This window comes from Thalassovita mediterranea, assembly GCA_019448215.1.
In the GTDB taxonomy this organism is placed as follows: Bacteria; Pseudomonadota; Alphaproteobacteria; order Caulobacterales; family Hyphomonadaceae; genus Henriciella.
On sequence record CP080408.1, the window covers coordinates 593,307 to 614,601 of the forward strand.

Genomic DNA, 21,295 nt, shown 5'->3' on the forward strand with positions numbered 1-21,295 from the left:
ATGTCGCTCAGCAAAGGGCACAGTCGGCCCCTGCCATTGGGGCCAATCCCTGCTATATGTTCTCCATGAGTTCCAGCCCGAATCGCCGCCCATCTATCTCGGAAATGGCCGCCGCCCGCGCGCCCGTGCCGGACACGAACGCCAATTATCTCGATGGCCTGAACCCCGAACAGCGCGATGCGGTCGAAACGACAGAGGGCCCGCTCCTCGTGCTCGCAGGCGCCGGCACCGGCAAGACGCGCGTGCTGACAACCCGCCTGGCGCATATCATCGCCTCCAAACTTGCCTGGCCCAGCCAGACGCTGACAGTGACCTTCACTAACAAGGCCGCCCGCGAGATGCGTGAGCGCGCGCTGAAGCTGATCGGCGATGCAGGCGAAGGCCTTCGCTGGCTCGGCACGTTCCACTCGATCAGCGCGCAGATCCTCCGCCGCCACGCAGAGCTTGCCGGTCTCAAATCGAGCTTCACCATTCTCGATATAGACGACGTCATCCGCCTCTGCAAACAGGTGATCGAGGCCGAGAATATCGACACAAAGCGGTGGACCCCGCGCCACCTCTCCAGCTTAATCGATAGCTGGAAGAACCGCGCGCTCACCCCGGCCAAGGTTCCTAAGGACGAAGCCTGGCAGTTTGCCGACGGCAAGGCGATCCAGCTTTATGAGACCTATCAGAACCGGCTCAAAGTCCTGAACGCCTGCGATTTCGGCGACCTGCTGATCCACAACATCACCATCTTCCAGGAAAATCCGGACCTGCTGGCGGACTATCACCAGCGCTTCAAATACATCCTGGTGGACGAGTATCAGGACACGAACGTCGCCCAGTATCTCTGGCTTCGCCTGCTTGCGCGCGGCTCGAACAATATCTGCTGCGTCGGCGATGACGACCAGTCCATCTATGGCTGGCGCGGCGCTGAGGTGGATAACATCCTGCGCTTCGAGAAGGACTTCCCGGGCGCCAAGGTCATCCGGCTGGAGCGTAATTACCGCTCCACGAAGCATATCCTTGCCGCCGCCTCTTCCGTTATCGACTTCAACAAGGGCCGCCTCGGCAAGACGCTCTATGTAGGTGACGGTGAACAGGGCAATCCGGACGCAGAAAAGGTCCAGGTGCGCGGCCTCTGGGACGGCGAGGCCGAAGCCCGCCTCATCTGCGACGACATCGAAAGCTACATCAACAAGGGCGGCCAGTATGAAGACTGCGCCATCCTCGTTCGTGCCTCATGGCAGATGCGGCTCTTCGAAGAACGCCTCATCATGCTGGGCATTCCCTACCGCGTGATCGGTGGCCCGCGCTTCTTCGAGCGCGCCGAGATCCGTGACGCCCTCGCCTATCTCCGCCTCGTGCGCAGCCCCGATGACGACCTCGCCTTTGAGCGTGTCGTGAACCAGCCAAAGCGCGGCGTCGGTGCGACCACGATCCAGAAGCTGCAGACCTTTGCCCGCGCGGATGGCCGCTCGCTTTTCACCCTCGTGCCGATGGTGCTGCAGACCGATGAGGTCAAAGGCCCCGCCAAGCGCGGCCTCACCACCTTCATCGACCAGATCAATCTCTGGCGCGACCGCCTCAATAACGGCATGCCGCATCATGAACTCGCGCAGGTCATTCTGGACGAGAGTGGCTATACCGACATGCTGCAGAAGGACCGCTCCCCGCAGTCGCAGACACGCCTCGATAACCTCAAGGAACTGATCCACGCCCTCGGCCAGTTCGACAGCCTCGCCGGCTTCCTCGAGCATGTCGAACTCGTCATGGATGTTGGTGGGCAATCTTCAGGCAATGAAGTGCAGATCCTCACCCTCCACGCCGCCAAGGGGCTTGAATGGCCAATGGTCTTCCTGCCTGGCTGGGAAGAGGAAGTGTTCCCGTCCCGGCGCTCGCTGGACGAGTCCGGCATGAAGGGCCTCGAGGAAGAACGCCGCCTTGCCTATGTCGGCATCACCCGGGCCCGCGAAAAATGCGCGATCAGCTTTGTCGCCAACCGCATGATCTTCGGGCGCTGGCAGTCCGTCCTGCCATCGCGCTTTGTCGATGAATTGCCACACGACAATGTCGAGGCGAGCAGCGAAACCGGCTATTCCACCATGCCCGGCGCCGATCAGGGCTTCCAGGGCACGATTGAGGATCTGGGAGAGCGCTCCAACTACACCTCCCCGGGCTGGCGCCGCCTCAAGGAGAATGCCGGCAAAGGCTCAAAGACCGGCCCCGTCATCGACGGCAAGGCCGAACTGATTGCGACCTCGTCAGGGAAATCCGGCTTCAAGATCGGCCAGCGCGTCCACCACGAAAAATTCGGCTATGGACAAGTCCTCGCTGCCGATGGCACCAAGCTACAGGTCAACTTCAAGAATGTCGGCCTGAAGAAGGTGATTTCGACTTTTGTGACGGGGGTTTAGGGCAAATCGTCGAGTTCAGCCGTCACCCTCGACGGCGCAGCCCTCTGAGGGTCCAGCTCCTGCCGTCACCCTGCGCGCCTGCTTCACCATCCGGAGATGGACACCCAGATGGGCTAACGCCCATCGAGCGTGACGGCCCCTAAAGTTATGGTATCTTGCAAAAGACGCGGCTGCCCGCGACCTAGCGAACTTGGTCCGCCCTACTCCCACCCATCCGCAAATGGACAGGCGTCCAGCCGAGGCGCATCCTCATCGAGGTCAGAATTGAAGATCTGAACGTCGACCAGCCATTTGCCATCATTTTGAAGCTTGAGCGTCTCAAGGAACTTGCCGGGGTTCACCGTGTAGGTGCCGTCTTCCTTGAGCTGAAACAAGCAGAACTGGCCACGCATGTAAGCCGTGTCGCCGCTGCCGCCGATATGGTCGAGCCGTGATGCCAGGCGCAAGCCGGGACGGTGGTCTGCTTTCCAGGCCATAATCGCTTCCCGGCCGTTCACGGCAGGCCCGTTGGGCGGCATGATGATCGCATCAGCCGTAAAAACGGAAGCGAACCGTTCAAGTTCTGTCTGATTGTACGCGGCGACGATCCCGCCTGACGCTGCTTGCAATTGAACGCGGTCGCGCTCGTCGATCTCTGGCGGGAGGCTTTGGCAAGCAGCAATACCTGCAAAGGCTCCCATAATCAGTGATAGAAGAAAATGTTTCATTATTTGCACGTCCCCATTCTGGCGTCTCGCGTACATCCTCCACACGCAATGTCCGCGCCAGCGGGAAACCTCTATCACATTCACTATAAAACGTCAGCAATGACAGGACAAAATGGCTCGTCAAACCTGTAATGAAGACAGGCAATCAGCGCCTATCCTGTAGCACTTGCGACAGAATACAGGCTTCAGAATTTTACTAACTTTGGCGTGAAAAATCGCCTGAACACGGAAATTTCCCAGTAGGAATTGGCTGGTCCATTTCCTGAAATGGGTCAGTTTCGAATCAGGGAGCGTTGCCGCTTACTCCCAGCTCTCGGCAAAGGGGCACGCATCAAGCAACTCCGACCCAGCCGGCGCATTGCTATTGAAGATGTCGACATCTAGTAGCCAATCGCCGTTCTCCTGAAGCTTGCGCACTTCAAGGAACTTACCGGCGTCCACGCCATACGAGCCGTCAGCTTGCGGTATGAAGAGGCATGAGCGTCCGCGGACGTAGGCCGTGTCGCCGCTACCGCTGATATTCTCAATATCGAGTACGATGCGGAAGCCCGTTTCATTCTCGGCCTCCCAGGCCGCGATGGCTTCGCGACCAACCACCGCCGGGTCATTTGGCGGCATCAGGATCGCGTCTTCGGTGAACAGTTCCGCCAGCGCTTCCCAATCATTCGCATTGTAGGCCTCTACCCATGCGGCAGACGCCGCTTCGATTTCGGCGTGCTCGATCGTAGAAATTTCAGGCGGCAGGGTCTGGCAGCCAGAAAGGAAAACCGCTGCCAGCAAGGCTGCCGCTGAGATCGACTTCATTACGATACCCCCAAGAGCTTCTGGGCGAAATTGGCCCGTATTCTCACTCCATAGCAAGATGTGCGCCGCAGGCGTCTTCCAGCGCCAGGCCTAATTGATTTCCTGCGCGATCTTCCGCCCGAACACACGCCACGAAATGATGGCCAGCGTGAACAGCCCGCCCGACATGCACATGGCGAGGATCGCGTTCCCCGCCCAGCCTGCATAGTCATAGACAGCCGTGCCTGCAGAGCTCGAAATGCCGCCGCCAATGAACATCATCACAATATAGATGGTCATGAGACGGGTGCGGATATTTTTCTCGAGAGAGAGGAATGTCATCCGGTTACAGATATCGACCAGCGGGCCCAGAAGCGTCATCAGCACGACGGGAATGATGAGCAGCCAGAGATTGTAGCCAAGCGGCCAGAGCAGGCAGACGGCGACGAAATTGACGGCCGCCGCGACGATCCGTGCCTTGTAGGGCCCCACCCGGTCGGCCCATCGCCCGAGCGCCGGCGTCGTGAACAGGTTGAAGCCCGCAAAGGCCGCGAGATAACCCACCACATCGACGCCATAGCCCATGTCCGGCAGGTGCAGGCCAAGGCCCATCCAGACTGACAGGAAGACGCCAAAGCCAAGCCCCTGCATGGCGCCGGAGATGATGATCTCCGGATAGCGCTTCACCAGCGCAAACATGGAGAAGAGAAGGCTGAGATAGCTCTGCTTTGGCGCGTCATCGCTGCCCGCCTCGCGCTCATCCATGATGAAGGGAAGCAGGATCGAGACGATCAGCATGAAGCTGGACGCGATATAATAGACAGTGCGCCAGCCAAAGGTTTCAGCCACAATGCCCGCCCCGGCCCGCGCAACGAGAATGCCGCCAATGACGCCGGTCGTCAGCATCGCCGTCACCGCGCCAAGCTGAGCCGGATCGACCCGTTTTGAGGCATAGGCCGGCAGCAGGTACGGCGCGATGGTGAAGAAGCCGAGAATGGTCGAGGCGAGCGTGAACAGCCGGAAATCGGTCGCGAAGGCCATGCCCGTGATCGACAGGAATTGCCCGGCCACCGTGATGGTCACGAGCTTGCGGTTAGAGACCCGGTCACCAAGCGGCAGAAGCAGAAACACGCCCAGCGCCAGGGCGAGCTGGTTGGCGCCCGGCACAATGCCGATCACCGCGTCTCTCACCTCAAAGCCGCGCGCGACCTCTGAAATGATCGGGTGAATGTAATAGGCATTGGCTGTCACCACCGCCGAAGCCAGCGTCAGGAGAAGCAGCTCTGTTGAGGAGAGACGACGCTCAGCCGGGGCGGCTGCGTCTGGTGTCTCGGGCGTCTGCCCGGACGAAGGAGGAGGTGAAGCACCCATGCCGGGCGAGAGGTATAGCAAGTCTCTGGCGAAGCAAAGGTGACGCCCACGTCAGCTATCGCTGCGTTAGGGCGTCACCTCATATTTCCACAGAAACTGTTCGCGGTCGCTTCAGAATACCTTCCAGAAACACCGCCAGTACACCGTCACTGCACCATGGGTTTTGCAGGATGGAGACCCCACGATCCGACGGTATGGCGCGGCGGTTTCCCTCAGGCTTCCACCGGCCCGATGGTTTCCTTTGCCGGGCGCGCCGCCTTCGCCTTGTTTATCCGGAACATGGCCGGGCGCTCATAGAGGAAGGCGAGCGGCGTCTTGCGGATCACGAAGTGGAAGGCAAGCGGCGCAGCCAGCGCGAAGACCAGGATCGACAGCGAGGCCCAGCCCACATCGGGGATAAGCCCGGTCATGGCGAGCCCCTTCTGGGCCACCTTCATCGGAATGAAGAAGGTCAGATAGATGACGATCGAGTGCTTGCCCGCATAGCGGATCGCATTGCCGACATCGAAGCGGGCGAGCAGAGAAGCGACGCTGACAATGGCAAAAGCGCCTGCAAAACCAAGGATAAGGCTGATCACTGGCGCGTCGCCAAGGCCGACGCTGACAAGCTGCGCGTTCCAGATCGCCCAGACAGCGAGCGCCGAGACGGCCACCATGCCATGTCCGCGCACAGCATCTGCGAGGCGGAAGACAAGCGGGGCAAAGGCATAGCCCGCGAAGAAGAAGACATACCAGTTGGCGAACCGCTCGGTCACCGACCAGGAAGGCGCGATCCAGCCTGCATAGAAGGCGACATGGGCCAGCGCAGCGACCGCAAAGACAGCCAGCACAGGCACGCGGGCGATGAGGCGGGTGACCACGTAGAAGAAGAGAAGCTGGTGAATGAACCAGAGGCTGGAGGCTGGGAAAATCAGCTGTTTCAAAAAGATAAGGGCGACGCCGGCCGGGTCTGACAGAAGAAGATCAGCCTCGAAAGCGACGGTCTGAAGGCCCAGCCAGAGCAGGTAGAAATAGGCAAAATGAACGACCTTCCGGTCAATATAGTCGACCAGCGGCCCATTGATGGAACGCGACAGGAAAAGACCCGCAATCAGGAAAAAGTCCGGCATTCTGAACGGCTTGGCGAAGGCAACGACGTCGTGCATCCAGCCGGTGGCCCCGACCATTTCGCCATAATTCAGCGTCGAATGCATCATCACCACGAGGATGATGCAGATACCCTTGCCGTAATCGACCCAATCAATGCGGTTCTTGGTCATTTTCGGTCCCTCAAGACTAGCCTGTCAGGCGAGTTGCAAGTTTCGTGCTCACTTTTCAGGATATGCCGTCCCGAATTGTGGCAGCCCCTGCCGCCACATGCCCCCAAATTGCCCCAGAGCCTTCCAAGCCTTGCCACAGGCTGGGGGTCTCTTGGTGCCGGGCCGGGGGCTTCCTCGATGGCGCGAACCGTGGTTCAACGCCGGACAGAAATCCTCGGCTTCACAAAACGTATAGCCGGAATGGGTTGAGAGGAGGCTAAGATGACAACGCTGGCATTGGTGGACGACGACGAAAACATTGTCGCCTCGCTTAAAATGTTCTTCGAAGCCGAGGGCTACGACGTCAAAACCTATCATGACGGCCTGTCTGCCCTGTCCGGGCTGACCGAAACGCCGCCGGACCTCGCCATCCTCGATGTGAAGATGCCCAAGATGGATGGCATGGAGCTCCTGCGGCGCCTGCGCCAGAACTCAGAGCTGCCGGTGATCTTCCTGACCTCCAAGGATGAAGAGATCGACGAGGTGATCGGCTTCAATATCGGCGCCGACGATTTTGTCCGTAAACCCTGCTCGAACCGCCTCCTGTCAGAGCGCGTGAAGGCCGTTCTGCGCCGCTCGCGCACGACCGAAGGCCAGGTTGAAGATGGCGACCAGAAGCCGATCGTTCGCGGCCGCCTGACACTGGACCCGAACCGCCATGCCTGTTCATGGGATGGCGAGCCGGTCCGCCTGACAGTCACCGAATTCCTGATCCTGCAGTCGCTGGCCCAGCGCCCCGGCTATGTCAAAAGCCGCGACCAGCTGATGGATGCGGCCTATGACGACCAGATCTATGTCGATGATCGCACCATCGACAGCCACATCAAGCGTCTGCGTAAGAAATTCCGCGAGGTCGACGGCGAATTCGATGCCATCGAAACCCTTTACGGCGTCGGCTACCGCTACAACGAAAGCTGAGCCCGGACAGGCTGGCCCCCAGCGCCTTGCAAAGAAGTCATTCGCTTTCCGCCGCGATCTGCTATGGTCGGGGCTGAGGAAACGATAGATGGCACAAAACAGCCACCCTGCCCCAGCCGCGCATGCTGACCGCGTGCGCGAAGCTGCCGAGTCCCGTAGCGGCGCGGCGGCCTCAGCTCTTGTTGCCTCCTGGCGCCGCTCTCTGAAGCGCTACGGCCTTGAGCCAGACACGCGCCGCGCACCCGACCTGATGACCCAGCAGTCGCTCAAGGATGCGCGCCTGCCCATGGAGCAGTTGCTGCGTGTTGCCTCACCGTCGCTGGACCGCCTGTTCGGCTCTGTCGGGGAGGCAGGCTGCTGCGTGCTGATGACCAATGCAGACGGGGTCATCGTCGAGCGGCGCGGCATGGCTGGCGACGACGCAGCGTTTCGCTCATGGGGCCTGTGGGAAGGGGCGGACTGGTCGGAGGCGCGCGAAGGCACGAATGGCATCGGCACCTGCCTTGCCGAGAAGCGGCCCGTCACCATTCACCAGGACCAGCATTTCCATAGCCGCAACACAGCGATGAGCTGCATCGACGCGCCGATCTATGACCATCAGGGCATGCTGGCGGCTGCGCTCGACGTCTCATCCTGCCGGGCTGACCTCACCGGGGCTTTCTCTCAACTGATCGCCGCGACCGTGTCAGACACCGCGCGCCGGATCGAGAGCGATAATTTCCGGGCCCATTTCGAAGGAGCTCGCATTGTCATGGGCGAACGTCATGGCCGCGCTGGCGCCGTGCTGCTGGCTATCGACAGCGACGATGTCGTGATTGGCGCGACCCGTGCGGCCCGAATTGAGTTCGGACTTGGCGATGCGCCCTCGCTTGAACCCCGCCCGGCGGCTGATGTCCTTTCAGGCACACCGGCCCAGAGTGATCTTGCCGCCGCCGAACGCGCCGAGCTGCGCCGCGCCATTCTGCGGGCCAATGGCAATATGTCAGAGGCCGCACGCGCCCTCGGCGTTGGCCGCGCAACCCTGTACCGGCGCATGAACCGGCTCGGCATCGACCTCGACCGCCTGAATTAGAGGCCCGTTGTCTCAGAGGTGAGACATGTCACCACCGGGCTATCGACCGGCGCTCGTGACGCGCCCAGCACCCCGATGAATACTCCCTTCCAGGCCGTCCAACAGAGAGGGCGGCGACAACATCAGGGAGACAGACATGGACACGCAAACGCTTGGGCACGGCCAGATGAAGGCCCCCTACAAATCGCGCTACGACAATTTCATTGGCGGCAAATGGACCGCGCCGAAAGCCGGCCGCTACTTCGACAATATCTCACCCGTCAACGGACGGATCATCTGCCAGATTGCCCGCTCGGACGCGGCAGACATCGAAGCAGCGCTTGATGCAGCCCATGCGGCCGCAGATAGCTGGGGCAAGACATCTGTTGCCGAGCGCGCGCTTATCCTGAACCGGATCGCTGACCGGATGGAAGAGAACCTTGAAGCGCTCGCCATCGCCGAAACCTGGGACAATGGCAAACCCGTGCGCGAGACGATGGCCGCCGACCTGCCGCTCGCCATTGACCATTTCCGTTACTTTGCTGGCGCCATCCGGGGACAGGAAGGCAGCATCAGCGAGATCGATCACGACACCGTCGCCTATCACTTCCATGAGCCGCTTGGCGTTGTCGGGCAGATCATCCCCTGGAACTTCCCGCTCCTGATGGCGACCTGGAAGCTCGCACCGGCGCTGGCCGCAGGCAACTGTGTGGTGATGAAACCGGCAGAGCAGACGCCAGCCTCCATCTGCGTCCTGCTGGAGCTGATCGGCGACCTGTTGCCACCGGGCGTCCTCAACGTGGTGCAGGGGTTTGGCCTTGAGGCGGGCAAGCCGCTCGCCTCGTCGAACCGGATTGCGAAGATCGCTTTCACCGGCGAGACGACCACTGGCCGCCTCATCATGCAATACGCGTCGGAAAACCTCATTCCAGTGACGCTGGAGCTTGGCGGCAAGTCGCCAAACATCTTCTTCCCGGACGTCTGCCGTGAGGATGACGACTATTTCGACAAGGCCATTGAGGGCTTTGTGATGTTCGCCCTGAACCAGGGCGAAGTCTGCACCTGCCCGTCACGCGCCATCATCCATGAGTCGATCTATGACCAGTTCATGGAACGCGCCCTGAAACGCGTCGCTGCGATAAAGCAGGGCAACCCGCTGGACAGCGACACGATGGTTGGCGCGCAGGCCTCTTCCGAGCAGCGAGAGAAAATCCTCTCCTACTTCGATATTGGCCGCCAGGAAGGCGCAGAAGTCCTGATCGGCGGTGAGAGCCTGACCCTGCCGGGTGACCTTGAGGGCGGGTTCTATGTGAAACCGACCGTGTTCAAGGGACACAACAAGATGCGTGTCTTCCAGGAAGAGATCTTCGGTCCTGTCGTTTCGGTCACGACCTTCAAGGACAATGACGAAGCCCTATCCATCGCCAATGACACGCTTTACGGCCTTGGCGCCGGTGTGTGGTCGCGTGAAGCGAACACCTGCTACCGCTTTGGCCGCGCCATCAAGGCGGGCCGCGTCTGGACCAATTGCTACCATGCCTATCCGGCCCACGCCGCTTTTGGCGGGTACAAACAGTCCGGCATCGGGCGTGAAAACCACAGCATGATGCTGGATCACTACCAGCAAACCAAGAACATGCTGGTCAGCTACGCCCCGCAGAAACTCGGCTTCTTCTAGTACGCGTTTCCTCCCAGAGCCCCGGCCGCTGCGACCTCTTTCCCCCGAAGAAGCAGCTGGCCGGGGCAATGTTCTTGCTGGCCCGTAAAGGTGTTCAATATGCCAGGACGAAATGAGACGCCGCCGCGCGTGCTGGCCACAGAGGCCGCCGCTTCACTGATCGAAGAGATACGGGCCGATTACCCCGACATCCTGTTTCACCAGTCAGGCGGATGCTGCGACGGGTCCAGCCCGATGTGCTACCCGGTGGGCGACTTCAAGCTCGGCGAGCGGGATGTGAAGCTGGGTGAGGTCGCCGGTGTGCCAGTCTATATTTCGGGCAGCCAGTTCGAAGCCTGGAAGCACACCCAGCTCATCCTCGACGTCGTGCCCGGGCGCGGCGGCATGTTCTCTCTGGATAATGGCCGCGAGCGGCGATTTCTCACCCGCTCGCGTGTCTTTACCGAAGACGAGCTCGCCGCCCTTGGCGACTAGCCTTTCAGCTGCAGCTGACCGAGGAAGTCGCGCTTGCCGATGGGAACTGCCTTCATTCGAAGGATGTCATAGGCGGTCGTGGCGTGGAAATAGAGGTTCGGCTTGGAGAAGGAGAAGAGAAAGCCTTCAGCCGTGAACGGCATCGACATCTCTCCAAGCTTGAAGACGACATCCTTGCCGGCCCATTCATTGACCTGCTCGGCTTTCATAGCTGACAGGGTCTGCGCGGTCTCTGCGAGCTTTGCCTGAAACCCTGCAAAGTCGAGCGCCTCAAGGTTCTTTGGCGGGCCGAATTCCCCGCGACGCACACCTTCGAGCGCGCCGAGCGAATGGTGCATGACCGAATGGAGCTGGAAAGGCAGCGGCGCCATGTCCGAATGGATAGTCTCACCCAGCAGCTCGTCGGGGCTCAGGCCGCGGGCTTCGTAGTGCTGGGCGCCTTTTTCCAGTACACCCTGCACCGAGCCGAGTATCTGTTGCATGGGGACGACGACAGCTTCGTAAAGTGAGAGGCTCATTGGCAGGGCTCCTTGCGTGATTGCAGCTCTGCGAGATGGCTACAGATCAATGTAGGCCGTAGCAAGAGAGTGCGAAGGGGGTTTGCCCGGCAGGCCTGTCAGGCTTATGCCAGCTGCAACCAGATGAAACACGGAGACACATCATGGCAGACGCAGAAAACACGCTCCTGATGGAGACGACCAAGGGCCCGGTGAAGATCGAGCTTCGCCCTGACCTTGCCCCCAATCACGTTGCCCGCATCAAGGAACTCGCCCGCGAAGGTTTCTATGACGGCATCGTCTTCCACCGCGTGATCGACGGCTTCATGGCGCAGGCTGGCTGCCCGAACGGCACCGGCACCGGCGGCTCTGACAAGCCGGACCTGAAGGCAGAGTTCAATGACGAGCCGCATGTGCGCGGCATCTGCTCCATGGCCCGCACGAACCAGCCACACTCGGCCAATTCGCAATTCTTCATCGTGTTCGACGATGCCCGCTTCCTCGACAAGCAGTACACGGTCTGGGGCAAGGTTGTCGAAGGCATGGAAAACATCGACCAGCTGAAGCGCGGCGAGCCAGTTCGCGAGCCGGACTCCATCAAGTCGCTGAAAGTCGAAGCTGACGCCTGATCAGCCATTTAACTATCGAGGCCCGGCAGGGAACAGATGGACGAGCCCAAGCGAAAATGGCGGCTGCCTGACCTGAAAGGCGCAAACCCGCTTTCCTCGCGCATTGCGCGGCTCATCTTTGCATCGAACCTTGCCGGTCTCGCCATTCTCATTCTGGGCGCCATGGTGCTCAACGAGATGCGCGCAAGCTTTGTGGTCGCCAAGAAGCAGGACCTTGTCGGCCAGGCGCAGGTCTTCTCGAACCTGCTCGCAGAAGGCGCGACATTCGGCCAGCCCCAGCCGGTTCTGGACGAAGACCTCGCGCGAGCGACCATGGCGGACCTGTCACTGCCTGTTTCAATACGCGGCAAGGTCTATGGGCCTGAAGGCGGGCTGATCGGCGACAGCTATTTCCTGTCTGACCGTGTGGTGGTCTCGTCGCTGCCACCGCTGCAGGAGCCGAGCCGCCTGTCGCGCTGGGGGCGTTCCCTGTCTGAATGGGCGGTGTCGACCTTTGGCGCCATCGTGCCCGACCGCGGCGGCGATGCGGTCCGCACGCAGACCTTTGAGGATGAGTTTGCCGTCGCAGCCTCTGGCGCGGAAGCGGCCAGCCAGCGCTTCAATGACCGCGGCCAGCGCATCATTTCCGTCTCGGTCCCCGTCCAGCACGTGTCAGCCGTGGTCGGTGTGCTGACGGTGGAATCCAATGACATTGATGAGATCATCCGGGCAGAGCGCGCCGCGCTTATCCCTTTTATTGGCGTGGCGGTACTTGTCGCGCTGATCACGTCTACCCTTCTCACCATCGGTATCGCGCGGCCACTGCGGAGGCTCTCGGCCGCTGCCGATGATGTGCGCTCTGGCTCCACGCAGAGGCTGGACCTGCCGCGCATTACGAAGCGCCGCGATGAGATCGGTGCGCTCGCCAATTCGATGGAGTCGATGACCGATGCGCTGTTCGAGCGGATCAGCGCGAACGAGCAATTCGCCGCTGATGTCGCCCATGAGATCAAGAACCCGCTGACCTCCATCCGCTCTGCCGTCGAAACCGCTGAGCGGGTGAAGGACAATCCCGAAGCGATGGCCAAGCTTCACAAGGTGATCGCGCATGATGTCGGCCGTCTCGACCGGCTGATCACCGATATCTCCAACGCTTCTCGCCTTGAGGCAGAGATCACCCGCGTGCCGACAGAGACGATGAATATCGCCCGCTTCGTGCAGGACATTGTCTCGACTTATGAGCACCTCAAACTCGATGAGGCTGGCCCGACGGTGAGCTTTGATGACGCCACAATGGGCGCGGGACTGCGCGTGCGTGGGCGTGAAGGGCCGCTTGGACAGGTGATCCGCAACCTGATCGACAATGCGCTCTCTTTCTCCCCGGTCGATGGCACTGTCACTGTACGCGTTGAACAGGACCGGATCGGCCCTCAGACGACCGCGCGGATCGTCGTGGAAGATACCGGCCCCGGCATTCCGGACGACAAGCTGGAGAAGATTTTCGACCGCTTCTATACCGACCGGCCCGCAGGCTCTGCCTTCGGGCGGAACTCTGGCCTCGGCCTCTCCATCGTGCAGCAGATCGCGGCGACACACCTTGGCAAGGTGTGGGCCGAGAACCGGGAGACCGGCGGCGCGCGTTTTGTGGTCGAATTGCCAGCAAGCTGAAGCCGCTCGACATAGCTAAAGCTTGACCTTCTCCCAAACCCTGTCAGCATCCTTAATGAGAGGGAATACGGACTAGACTATCTGATGATCGGAATTGTTGTCGTCAGCCATGGGAAGCTGGCAAGGGAGCTTGTCAGGGCGACTGAGCATGTCGTGGGGGAGCAGGAGTATTTCCGCTCGATCTCCATTGAGGCCGAAGACGATATCGACGCCCGCCGTGAGCAGATCCGCGAGACGGTCGCCGCCTGCAACACTGGCAAGGGCGTCATTATCGTCACCGACATGTTTGGCGGCACGCCCTCCAACCTCGCCATTTCCGTCATGCCAGATGCCAGGATCGACGTGATCGCAGGCGTGAACCTGCCCATGCTGATCAAGCTGGTCGAAGTGCGCGGCGAGGCCAAGCTGGCCGATGCGGTCAAGGCCGCCCGCGATGCGGGGCAGTCCTATATCCGCATCGCCTCTGAAGTCATGGACAAGACCGCATGAGCGCTGACGGGGAAAGCCTGGTCGAGCGCCGCGTTCAGATCGTGAACCGCAAGGGACTGCATGCGCGCGCGTCGGCCAAGCTGGCGCGGCTTGCCATGACCCTGCCTGCGCAGGTCTTCGTTGTGCGCAACGGAGAGACCGCGAACGCCCACTCCATCATGGACTTGTTGATGCTCGCCGCCCATCAGGGCAGCGAAGTTGAGGTCCGCGCGAGCGGGCCGGATGCGGGCCCATCTGTCGATGCTGTCTGCGCGATGATCGAAGATGGCTTCGGCGAGAATGACGATGACGACTAGGCGTAGCGCCTAGAGGAAGATCGGCGCGAGCCAATAGCCAATCGCGCTGATCACCACCACGCCGATCAGGTTGACCCGCAGGCCGCGTTTCATCATCTGCGCCACCGACACCTCACCCGTCGCATAAATGATCGCGTTAGGCGCGGTCGCCACGGGCAGCATGAAGGCGCAGGACGCCGCCACAGCTGCTGGTGCAAGCAGGCTTTCAGGCGCAGCGCCGATGGCAAGCGCGAGCGAGCCCAAGATGGGCGCGAGCGTTGTCATGGTCGCGACGTTGGAAGTGAGCTCCGTCAGGAAGATGACCAGCGCCACGACCGCGATGATGAAGACGAACGATGGCAGCACAGACAGGACGGTCAGCTGATTGCCGATCCACTCAGACAGGCCCGTGCGCGAAATCGCCTTACCAAGCGCGATACCGCCGCCAAACAGGATCAGCACGCCCCAAGGCAGTTTCTCGGCCTCTTCCCAGTTGAGAAGCGCGCGTTTCTGCCCGCTGCCTGCCGGCACGATGAACATCAGCACGGCGCCGAAGATGGCGGTGATCATGTCCATACGGGCGCCCTTGTAGGACACGAGGAGATCAAGACCGGCACGTTCGGCCAAGGCCAGCAGCGGCAGCTGGAGAACCCAGAGGGTTGCGACGATCGCGAACACCGTTGCGGCCCGGGCCTCGGGCTTGGTGATGGCCCCGAGCGCGCTCAGCTGGCCTTTGATCTCATCAGCCACGTCTTCAGTGCTGCGACGGGCGGCGAGGCCACGCGTCACTGACCACCAGGCAGCCGGGACCAGCAAACAGGCCGCAGGAACACCAAAAGCCATCCATTGTGGAAAGCCGATTTGCGCATCCGCATTGTTCTGAAGCCAGTCCATCGCGATGAGGTTTGTCGGCGTACCAATAGGTGTGCCGACACCGCCAATCGAGGCTGCATAGCAGACCCCGAGTAGCAGGGCCGTCTTGAACATCTTCGTGTCGCCAGGCAGGGCCGCTGCGGCAGAAAGCGCAATCGGCACCATCATGATCGTCGTCGCCGTATTCGAGATCCACATGGACAGGAGCGCCGTGGCGGCCATGAAGCCGAAGATCAGCGCGCGCGGTTCAGTGCCGACACGGACTACGACATTAAGCGCGATCCGCTTGTGAAGGTCCCAGCGCTCGATGCCCATGGCGACGATGAAACCGCCAAGCAGGAGCACAACGATATGATTGAAGTAGTCTCCGCCAACGACGGTCGGATTGCCCGCCCCCACCAGCGGGAGCACCACAAGCGGCAGGAGCGATGTCGCCGGAATCGGGATCGGCTCTGTCATCCACCAGACAGCCATCCAGGCCAGCAGGCAGCCCGTGCCCCACGCAGCCCAGTCGAGCCCTTCGGGCGGTCCGGCCAGTGCCATACCGACAGCCAGGAGCGGGCCTAGCCAGAATCCGATGATCTTCGGTGAAATGGGCGTCCTCCCTCAAAGACGTTTCGCGTCGACACTGGTCAGGGAGCGCCCGCTTCGTCAAGCTTTGCGGTGGTCAGCTGCCCAGGACAAGATCATCGCGGTGGATGATGGCTGGCCGGCCGCGATAGCCGAGCCGCGCTTCGATGTCGTCGCTATGGGCCCCGGCGAGACGCTGCACATCGGCGGCGTCATAGGCCGTGACACCCTTCGCAATAATGTCCCCGTCTGGCCCCTTGATGGCGACGGCAGCCCCCTTCTCAAACCGGCCTTCGACACCGGTGACCCCGACAGCAAGAAGGCTGGAGCCCTTCAGAAGCGCGCCCATCGCACCCGTATCAACCAGAACCGCGCCTTCCGGCGTCAGGTGCCCCTTGAGCCAGGCCTTGCGGGCGGTATCTGGCGAGACCGAAGGCGTGATCCATGTCGCGCGCTCACCTGACCCGAGGGCTTCAATCGGGTGTGGCCGGTCGCCGAGCGTGATGGCGGTTGCGCAGCCAGCACCAAAGGCGATTTTCGCCGCAGCGATCTTGGTCGCCATGCCGCCCGAGCCGACGCCTGAATCGGCGTTCGCACTTCCAGCCATGGCGTCATGCGCCTCTGTCAGCTCCAGCACTTCGGCAATGTGGGTGGCTTCCGGGTCCTTGCGCGGGTCAGCGGTGTAGAGCCCGTCAATGTCAGAGAGGAGCACCAGCACGTCCGCGCTCAGCATCTGGGCGACGCGGGCGGCGAGCCTGTCATTGTCGCCATACCGGATTTCCTCGGTCGCGACGGTGTCATTCTCATTGATGATCGGCACCGCGCCAGCGGCCAGAAGCGTATCCAGCGTTGCGCGCGCATTCAGCCAACGGCGGCGGCGCTCAGTATCTTCGAGTGTCAGCAGCGCTTGCGCCGCCTTGATGCCATGCGGGGCGAGCGCGTCGGCAATGGCCGACATGAGCAGCGGCTGGCCGAGTGCGGCGGCAGCCTGTTTCTCTTCGAGTTTCTTCTGGCTGCCCTTGCCGAGATGCGGGCGACCAAGCGCAACAGCGCCGGACGAGACCCAGACAACTTCCTTGCCAGCCGCGCGCAGGGCGGCGATGTCAGCGGCAAGCCCGCCAATCCAGTCGCGGCGCGGCGCGCCCTTTGCGGCGATCAGCGCAGAGCCGGTCTTGATGACAATCCGGCGAGCCCTATCGAGCGGAGACCCCATCAGGGGCGCCATTCCTCTTCTTCCTCACCGGAGGCCTCGATCTCTGCAATGTGAAGATCGCCAAGATGACGGGCGAGCGCCATCAGCGCCTCACGCACATTCGTCCGGGCAACCGAGGAGAGGCGCATCGGCTTGTGCCCACAGGCGGCTTCCAGTTCTGCAGCCTGCGCATCGACCAGCTCTTCGGTGAGGGCGTCGATCTTGGTCAGCGCGACGATTTCAGGCTTGTTCGCCATCTCTGGCTGATAGTCCTCAAGTTCCTTGCGGATGGTGCGCCACGCGCCGCCCGGATCGTCCTGCGTACAGTCGATCAGGTGAAGTAGAACCTTGCAGCGTTCCACATGACCGAGGAAACGGTGGCCAAGGCCAGCGCCTTCTGCCGCACCTTCGATAAGCCCGGGAATATCCGCCAGCACGAAACGCGTGCCGGGCCCGAGATCGACCACACCAAGTCCGGGGTGGAGCGTGGTGAAGGGATAGTCGGCGACTTTCGGCTTTGCCGCTGTTGCCGCGCGCATGAAGGTGGACTTGCCCGCATTCGGCAGACCAAGAAGACCCGCATCCGCGATCAGCTTCAGGCGCAGCCAGACTGTGCGCTCTTCGCCCTCTTCGCCGGGATTGGCGCGGCGCGGGGCGCGGTTCGTCGACGTCTTGAAGTGGAGGTTGCCCCAGCCGCCATTGCCGCCGCGCGCCAGAAGCACGCGCTGGCCGACTTCGGTAAGATCCGCGATCAGCGTTTCCTGGTCTTCCTCGAAGATCTGCGTGCCGACTGGCAGCTTGACCGTCTTGTCCTCGCCGCTGCGTCCATGGCGCTGTTTACCCATGCCGTGGCCGCCGCGTTCAGCCTTGTGGTGCTGCTGGTAGCGAAAGTCGATCAGCGTGTTCAGCCCTTCGACGGCTTCGGCATAGACATGCCCGCCGCGTCCGCCATCGCCGCCATCGGGGCCGCCGAACTCGACATAGGCTTCGCGCCGGAACGAGGAGCTGCCCCGTCCGCCATCGCCGGCTTTCACATAGATCTTGGTCTGGTCGAGAAATTTCATTGTGTGGTCCTTAGCGCGTCTTTGGCTCGCGCACCATGAAGACATGATCAACATCCTGCCCGCGCCCAAGGCAGAAGACAGGGGAGTTGTGGGTTTTACGGAAGCCGAGCTTCTCCAGCACCCGGCCCGAAGCCGGGTTGTCGGCGAAATAGCCTGACGTGAAGCGCTCGCCCCGGCCGGTTTCTTCCAGCCAGTCTATCAGGGCCTCAGCGGCTTCGGTCACGATGCCCTGCCCCCAGAAGCCGGGGCTGAGCCAGTAGCCGATCTCGAACGGGTCGCCATTGCGCGTGCGATGCGCGCCAACAACGCCGGCAAAAGCCCCATCCACCTCAATCGCAAAGACATGGTCGAGGTCACTCGCCTCTCCGCGCGCGACCGATTCCAGCCAGCCAGTCGTGACTTTTACCGTCTGGCCCGGCGCAATCCTGGCGACCTTCTCATAGATTCGCGGATCGTTGACGCAGGCGGTGATAAGCGGCGCATCGCTCACCATGGGGCGGCGAAGGCGCAGCCTTGGCGTCTTCAACTCCTGAACCATCCGTCTCTCTCCAGGCCCTTCACGGCCAGCGGCATAAGAAAAAGGGGAGACAGCCACCTGTCTCCCCTTCACATCTTGTGCGGTTCGATTGTCAGGCAGCACCCCGGCCGCCTGCAGCCGATCGCTTATTCTGCAGCGTCAGCCATCGGGACGACCGACACATACTGACGGTCACCACGGGTGCGCTTGAACTCAACGCGGCCTTCTTCGAGCGCGAAGAGCGTGTGATCCTTGCCCATGCCGACGCCCTTGCCTGCATAGGTCTTGGTGCCGCGCTGGCGGATGATGATGTTGCCTGGGACCACGTGCTGGCCGCCAAACTTCTTCACGCCAAGGTATTTCGGGTTCGAATCGCGACCGTTACGTGACGAGCCGCCTGATTTCTTATGTGCCATGAGGGCGCTCCTTGATCCTTAAGTGAAGCCTATATCAGGCTTCAGGCGTCTTTTGCCAGTTGTTTGGCTTGCTTGACCCACTCGTCGCGCTCGATGCGACCGCCGAGACCGGCTTCATCGTCAAGCTCCTGGGCTTGCGTCTTGTTGAGGTCAGCGACCTGCCAGAAGTGGAAAATGCCAGCTGCGTTCAGCTTCTTCTCCATGGCCGGGCCAACGCCAGAGATCTTTTTCAGATCGTCGGCTTTGCCTTCTGCCTTTGCGAGGCGGCCGCGCTCGTCCGTCTGCGGCTTGTCAGCCTTGGCCTCTGCCTTTGGTGCAGCTTCCTTCTTGGGAGCCGCTTCCTTCTTGGCAGCAGGTGCCTCGGTCTTGGCTTCGGCCTTTGGAGCCTCTTCCTTCTTAGGCGCAGCAGCCTTCTTCGCCGGAGCTTTCTTGCCGTCGGTCAGGATCGAGGTGATCGTGACAACGCTCTCAAGCTGGCGATGGCCTTTCTTGCGGCGGTAGGTGTTACGCTGACGCTTCTTCATGATCAGCTTCTTGTCGCCCTTACGCTGGGCGGCAATTTCACCGACGACGCTTGCGCCATCAACGACAGGCGCGCCAAGCGTGACGGAGTTGCCGTCGCCCAGCATCAGGACATCGAATGTAACGTCAGCGCCTGCATCGGCTGCGAGTTTCTCGACAACAATCTGGTCGCCTTCGGCAACCTTGTATTGTTTGCCACCAGTCTTGATGACCGCGAACATGGCCTCATCCTTCCGGAAGGTGAATTAGTTGAGTGTCCGCACGCGCATGGCGCCGGACATGAAGGCGCGGATAAACACTATCAGCCCGGTGATGTCAAACCCCGTCCTGCATGAATCCGGGGGCTTGCATGCACTCTCATGTGACGCTATCTCCCCGCCCCTACGGAGAGGTGCTAGAGTGGTTGAATAGGCTAGTCTCGAAAACTAGTGAGCTCGCAAGGGCTCCGAGGGTTCGAATCCCTCTCTCTCCGCCACTTCCCCCAGTGTGAAGCCCGGGCCCATAGCGGGCTAGAGCTCGCGAGTTGCGGCCCTATTCGCCCTGTGCGCTAGAAGCGCCTGGTTGCGCTTACTGAGATGACGTCGGCATGGCCGCTGAATGTGCCGACGACCCGGTCACCGAAGTCGCCTGTTCGGTCAAAATCAGCATCCTCGATCTTCACGCGGTTATAAGCAGCGTCGAACGTCCAGTCGGCGGTCGGCTCCCAGCTTGTGCCGAGTGCGAAGATGTGGCGGTCATTGTCCGGGATGCGAGCTGTGCGGAACTGCACAGGTGCCGGGCTCTCATCGAAGGCGTACCCCGCACGCAGGGTCCAGGCGTCGGACAGCTGGTAATCGCCGCCGAAGCCGTAGCGGCCGGCATCTTCGTAATTGAGTTCCTCGACCGAGTCCGGCTGAACCGGATTGTCGAACTGTACCCGTAATTCCTCGATGCTCGACCATTCGGTCCATTGCGCATTGGCATAAAGCGTCGCGCGCGCCGTGGCCTGCCAGCGCACACCCAGTTCCGTGGACGCCGGAAGATCGAGGGCGGCTGCACCCCCGGTATCGGAAAACGCGCCCGTCGCTGTGAGGAAGCCGGCATTGGCAGGAACCGTGAAGTCGGCGTCGCCCTCGATATCATGATCGATGCCGGACCGGTAATGCAGGCCAATAAGCCAGTCCGGATGCGGCTCCCAGGCCAGCCCTGCATTCCAGCCATAGCTCCAGTCATCGCCCTCAATGGCGATATTGCCATCTGCCATCTGCGGCACGACGCCCGCTGGCGCGCAGGTGGCCGGACCGGCCTGATTGAAGCAGACCGCGCCAAAGTCGATCGCGCTCGTCAGCCGCGCGTCGATATATTGCGCGTTCACGCCGAGACCTGCCGATAATGTATCGGTGACATCATAGGCGATGCTCGGGTTGATATTGATGGTCTGGAGCTCGGAGGTCAGTGCCTGATAGCGTCCGGGCCAGTCGGGGTCATAATCGGTTGAGAGTCCGAACGGCACGGTCACGGACAAGCCGAGCGCCACCCGGTCATTCAGCGGATAGACCAGATGTCCAGCTGGCAGGGCTTCGCTGCTTAGGAACCCATCCGCATTCCCGCCGAGCGGATTGCCCAGCGCGTCGGTCGAACCCTTGTCGTCATATTCCGCATTGCCGAGGATCCCGCTTGCCACAATCGACGCCGTCGCCCGGTCGAACCGCGTCATCAGCGCGGGGTTGCCGAACGCGGCCGCTGGATCCTCAGTCTGCGTCACTCGGCCTGTATTGGCGCGCCCAAGGTCAGAAGCCGAATACTCGTTCACCGCAAAACTGTCGGCGTTAGCTGGAACAAGGGCTGTGGCGGCGAGGAGGGAAACTGCGAGTGCGGAACGGTACATGGAAGGGCGCCTTCTCTTTCTGAGATGTGTCAGCGCGTAACGAACACTCGTCTGGCGT

21 protein-coding genes and 1 tRNA gene are annotated in these 21,295 nt (G+C 61.4%); 10 read left to right on the top strand and 12 right to left on the bottom strand.

Translation table 11 applies throughout. From position 1 onward, the window contains the following. The first annotated feature begins 56 nt into the window (after window positions 1-56). Entirely contained in the window at window positions 57-2,399 is a 2,343-nt protein-coding gene (locus tag KUV46_02900; protein ID QYJ01352.1) for a UvrD-helicase domain-containing protein, read from the top strand. A 200-nt stretch (window positions 2,400-2,599) separates the two neighbouring features. Here KUV46_02900 and KUV46_02905 read toward each other — a convergent pair whose 3' ends face one another. The 4 genes from KUV46_02905 to KUV46_02920 all read right to left on the bottom strand — a co-directional run bounded on the left by KUV46_02905 (window position 2,600) and on the right by KUV46_02920 (window position 6,519). After that, window positions 2,600-3,106 (bottom strand): DUF4440 domain-containing protein, encoded by a 507-nt coding sequence (locus KUV46_02905; GenBank protein QYJ01353.1) that lies wholly within the window; start codon window positions 3,104-3,106, stop codon window positions 2,600-2,602. Between the two features lie 300 nt (window positions 3,107-3,406). Then, entirely contained in the window at window positions 3,407-3,910 is a 504-nt protein-coding gene (locus tag KUV46_02910; GenBank protein QYJ01354.1) for a DUF4440 domain-containing protein, read from the bottom strand. Window positions 3,911-4,000: 90 nt separating this feature from the next. After that, on the bottom strand, window positions 4,001-5,260 hold the full coding sequence (locus KUV46_02915) for an MFS transporter (protein QYJ01355.1): 1,260 nt from the start codon (window positions 5,258-5,260) through the stop codon (window positions 4,001-4,003). A 212-nt stretch (window positions 5,261-5,472) separates the two neighbouring features. Beyond that, window positions 5,473-6,519: an acyltransferase family protein gene (locus tag KUV46_02920; GenBank protein QYJ01356.1), complete on the bottom strand. Its 1,047-nt coding sequence runs from the start codon at window positions 6,517-6,519 to the stop codon at window positions 5,473-5,475. Between the two features lie 261 nt (window positions 6,520-6,780). Here KUV46_02920 and KUV46_02925 point away from each other — a divergent pair, with 261 nt between their 5' ends. The 4 genes from KUV46_02925 to KUV46_02940 all read left to right on the top strand — a co-directional run bounded on the left by KUV46_02925 (window position 6,781) and on the right by KUV46_02940 (window position 10,679). After that, entirely contained in the window at window positions 6,781-7,476 is a 696-nt protein-coding gene (locus KUV46_02925; GenBank protein ID QYJ01357.1) for a response regulator transcription factor, read from the top strand. Window positions 7,477-7,564: 88 nt separating this feature from the next. Beyond that, window positions 7,565-8,548, top strand: a complete 984-nt coding sequence (locus tag KUV46_02930) for a GAF domain-containing protein (GenBank protein QYJ01358.1) — start codon at window positions 7,565-7,567, stop codon at window positions 8,546-8,548. A gap of 136 nt (window positions 8,549-8,684) precedes the next feature. Next, complete coding sequence (locus KUV46_02935) at window positions 8,685-10,205, top strand: aldehyde dehydrogenase family protein (protein QYJ01359.1); 1,521 nt, start codon at window positions 8,685-8,687, stop codon at window positions 10,203-10,205. Window positions 10,206-10,304: 99 nt separating this feature from the next. Further along, window positions 10,305-10,679 (top strand): DUF779 domain-containing protein, encoded by a 375-nt coding sequence (locus tag KUV46_02940; protein ID QYJ01360.1) that lies wholly within the window; start codon window positions 10,305-10,307, stop codon window positions 10,677-10,679. Here KUV46_02940 and KUV46_02945 read toward each other — a convergent pair. Beyond that, entirely contained in the window at window positions 10,676-11,197 is a 522-nt protein-coding gene (locus KUV46_02945) for a DUF1993 domain-containing protein (protein ID QYJ01361.1), read from the bottom strand. The genes KUV46_02940 and KUV46_02945 overlap by 4 nt on opposite strands. A gap of 143 nt (window positions 11,198-11,340) precedes the next feature. Here KUV46_02945 and KUV46_02950 point away from each other — a divergent pair, with 143 nt between their 5' ends. The 4 genes from KUV46_02950 (at window position 11,341) to KUV46_02965 (ending at window position 14,237) form a co-directional block, all read left to right on the top strand. Further along, a complete protein-coding gene (locus KUV46_02950; protein ID QYJ01362.1) occupies window positions 11,341-11,805 on the top strand; it encodes a peptidylprolyl isomerase in 465 nt (154 codons plus the stop codon). 36 nt (window positions 11,806-11,841) lie between these two features. Continuing rightward, on the top strand, window positions 11,842-13,452 hold the full coding sequence (locus KUV46_02955; GenBank protein ID QYJ01363.1) for a sensor N-terminal transmembrane domain-containing protein: 1,611 nt from the start codon (window positions 11,842-11,844) through the stop codon (window positions 13,450-13,452). An 84-nt stretch (window positions 13,453-13,536) separates the two neighbouring features. Then, a complete protein-coding gene (locus KUV46_02960; GenBank protein QYJ01364.1) occupies window positions 13,537-13,941 on the top strand; it encodes a PTS sugar transporter subunit IIA in 405 nt (134 codons plus the stop codon). Beyond that, window positions 13,938-14,237 carry an HPr family phosphocarrier protein gene (locus KUV46_02965; GenBank protein QYJ01365.1) on the top strand — a complete coding sequence of 100 codons (300 nt, stop codon included), beginning with the start codon at window positions 13,938-13,940 and terminating at the stop codon, window positions 14,235-14,237. The genes KUV46_02960 and KUV46_02965 overlap by 4 nt, the downstream gene beginning before the upstream one ends. Before the next feature lie 9 nt (window positions 14,238-14,246). Here the strand turns inward: KUV46_02965 and KUV46_02970 are convergent, their stop codons facing one another. From KUV46_02970 to KUV46_02995, 6 genes are all read right to left on the bottom strand, one after another. Then, window positions 14,247-15,632 (bottom strand): SLC13 family permease, encoded by a 1,386-nt coding sequence (locus KUV46_02970; protein ID QYJ01366.1) that lies wholly within the window; start codon window positions 15,630-15,632, stop codon window positions 14,247-14,249. Window positions 15,633-15,756: 124 nt separating this feature from the next. Continuing rightward, window positions 15,757-16,884: a glutamate 5-kinase gene (proB, locus tag KUV46_02975; GenBank protein QYJ01367.1), complete on the bottom strand. Its 1,128-nt coding sequence runs from the start codon at window positions 16,882-16,884 to the stop codon at window positions 15,757-15,759. Continuing rightward, window positions 16,872-17,915, bottom strand: coding sequence for a GTPase ObgE (gene obgE / locus KUV46_02980; GenBank protein QYJ01368.1), 1,044 nt, complete (start codon window positions 17,913-17,915; stop codon window positions 16,872-16,874). Before obgE ends, proB begins: the two co-directional genes overlap by 13 nt. Window positions 17,916-17,925: 10 nt before the next feature. Beyond that, window positions 17,926-18,453, bottom strand: a complete 528-nt coding sequence (locus KUV46_02985; protein QYJ01369.1) for a GNAT family N-acetyltransferase — start codon at window positions 18,451-18,453, stop codon at window positions 17,926-17,928. A 125-nt stretch (window positions 18,454-18,578) separates the two neighbouring features. Then, window positions 18,579-18,848, bottom strand: a complete 270-nt coding sequence (gene rpmA, locus KUV46_02990) for a 50S ribosomal protein L27 (GenBank protein ID QYJ01370.1) — start codon at window positions 18,846-18,848, stop codon at window positions 18,579-18,581. Between the two features lie 41 nt (window positions 18,849-18,889). After that, window positions 18,890-19,591: a 50S ribosomal protein L21 gene (locus KUV46_02995; GenBank protein ID QYJ01371.1), complete on the bottom strand. Its 702-nt coding sequence runs from the start codon at window positions 19,589-19,591 to the stop codon at window positions 18,890-18,892. Between the two features lie 164 nt (window positions 19,592-19,755). On the opposite strand from KUV46_02995, the gene KUV46_03000 reads away from it, so the two are divergent. Beyond that, window positions 19,756-19,845 (top strand) — tRNA-Ser (locus KUV46_03000). A 72-nt stretch (window positions 19,846-19,917) separates the two neighbouring features. Here KUV46_03000 and KUV46_03005 read toward each other — a convergent pair. Next, window positions 19,918-21,237, bottom strand: a complete 1,320-nt coding sequence (locus KUV46_03005; protein QYJ01372.1) for an outer membrane protein transport protein — start codon at window positions 21,235-21,237, stop codon at window positions 19,918-19,920. Window positions 21,238-21,295: the final 58 nt, after the last annotated feature.

Excerpts from the sequence above, each read along its gene's own strand:
- KUV46_02960 (QYJ01364.1), top strand. The coding sequence starts at position 13,537 with ATGATCGGAATTGTTGTCGTCAGCCATGGGAAGCTGGCAAGGGAGCTT.
- KUV46_02950 (QYJ01362.1), top strand. The coding sequence starts at position 11,341 with ATGGCAGACGCAGAAAACACGCTCCTGATGGAGACGACCAAGGGCCCG.
- KUV46_02900 (QYJ01352.1), top strand. The coding sequence starts at position 57 with ATGTTCTCCATGAGTTCCAGCCCGAATCGCCGCCCATCTATCTCGGAA.
- KUV46_02940 (QYJ01360.1), top strand. The coding sequence starts at position 10,305 with ATGCCAGGACGAAATGAGACGCCGCCGCGCGTGCTGGCCACAGAGGCC.
- KUV46_02935 (QYJ01359.1), top strand. The coding sequence starts at position 8,685 with ATGGACACGCAAACGCTTGGGCACGGCCAGATGAAGGCCCCCTACAAA.
- KUV46_02945 (QYJ01361.1), bottom strand. The coding sequence starts at position 11,197 with ATGAGCCTCTCACTTTACGAAGCTGTCGTCGTCCCCATGCAACAGATA.
- KUV46_02915 (QYJ01355.1), bottom strand. The coding sequence starts at position 5,260 with ATGGGTGCTTCACCTCCTCCTTCGTCCGGGCAGACGCCCGAGACACCA.
- obgE (QYJ01368.1), bottom strand. The coding sequence starts at position 17,915 with ATGAAATTTCTCGACCAGACCAAGATCTATGTGAAAGCCGGCGATGGC.
- KUV46_02970 (QYJ01366.1), bottom strand. The coding sequence starts at position 15,632 with ATGGCACTGGCCGGACCGCCCGAAGGGCTCGACTGGGCTGCGTGGGGC.
- KUV46_02985 (QYJ01369.1), bottom strand. The coding sequence starts at position 18,453 with ATGGTTCAGGAGTTGAAGACGCCAAGGCTGCGCCTTCGCCGCCCCATG.
- KUV46_02910 (QYJ01354.1), bottom strand. The coding sequence starts at position 3,910 with ATGAAGTCGATCTCAGCGGCAGCCTTGCTGGCAGCGGTTTTCCTTTCT.
- KUV46_03005 (QYJ01372.1), bottom strand. The coding sequence starts at position 21,237 with ATGTACCGTTCCGCACTCGCAGTTTCCCTCCTCGCCGCCACAGCCCTT.
- KUV46_02925 (QYJ01357.1), top strand. The coding sequence starts at position 6,781 with ATGACAACGCTGGCATTGGTGGACGACGACGAAAACATTGTCGCCTCG.
- KUV46_02930 (QYJ01358.1), top strand. The coding sequence starts at position 7,565 with ATGGCACAAAACAGCCACCCTGCCCCAGCCGCGCATGCTGACCGCGTG.
- KUV46_02965 (QYJ01365.1), top strand. The coding sequence starts at position 13,938 with ATGAGCGCTGACGGGGAAAGCCTGGTCGAGCGCCGCGTTCAGATCGTG.
- proB (QYJ01367.1), bottom strand. The coding sequence starts at position 16,884 with ATGGCGCCCCTGATGGGGTCTCCGCTCGATAGGGCTCGCCGGATTGTC.
- KUV46_02905 (QYJ01353.1), bottom strand. The coding sequence starts at position 3,106 with ATGAAACATTTTCTTCTATCACTGATTATGGGAGCCTTTGCAGGTATT.
- KUV46_02920 (QYJ01356.1), bottom strand. The coding sequence starts at position 6,519 with ATGACCAAGAACCGCATTGATTGGGTCGATTACGGCAAGGGTATCTGC.
- KUV46_02995 (QYJ01371.1), bottom strand. The coding sequence starts at position 19,591 with ATGTTCGCGGTCATCAAGACTGGTGGCAAACAATACAAGGTTGCCGAA.
- KUV46_02955 (QYJ01363.1), top strand. The coding sequence starts at position 11,842 with ATGGACGAGCCCAAGCGAAAATGGCGGCTGCCTGACCTGAAAGGCGCA.
- rpmA (QYJ01370.1), bottom strand. The coding sequence starts at position 18,848 with ATGGCACATAAGAAATCAGGCGGCTCGTCACGTAACGGTCGCGATTCG.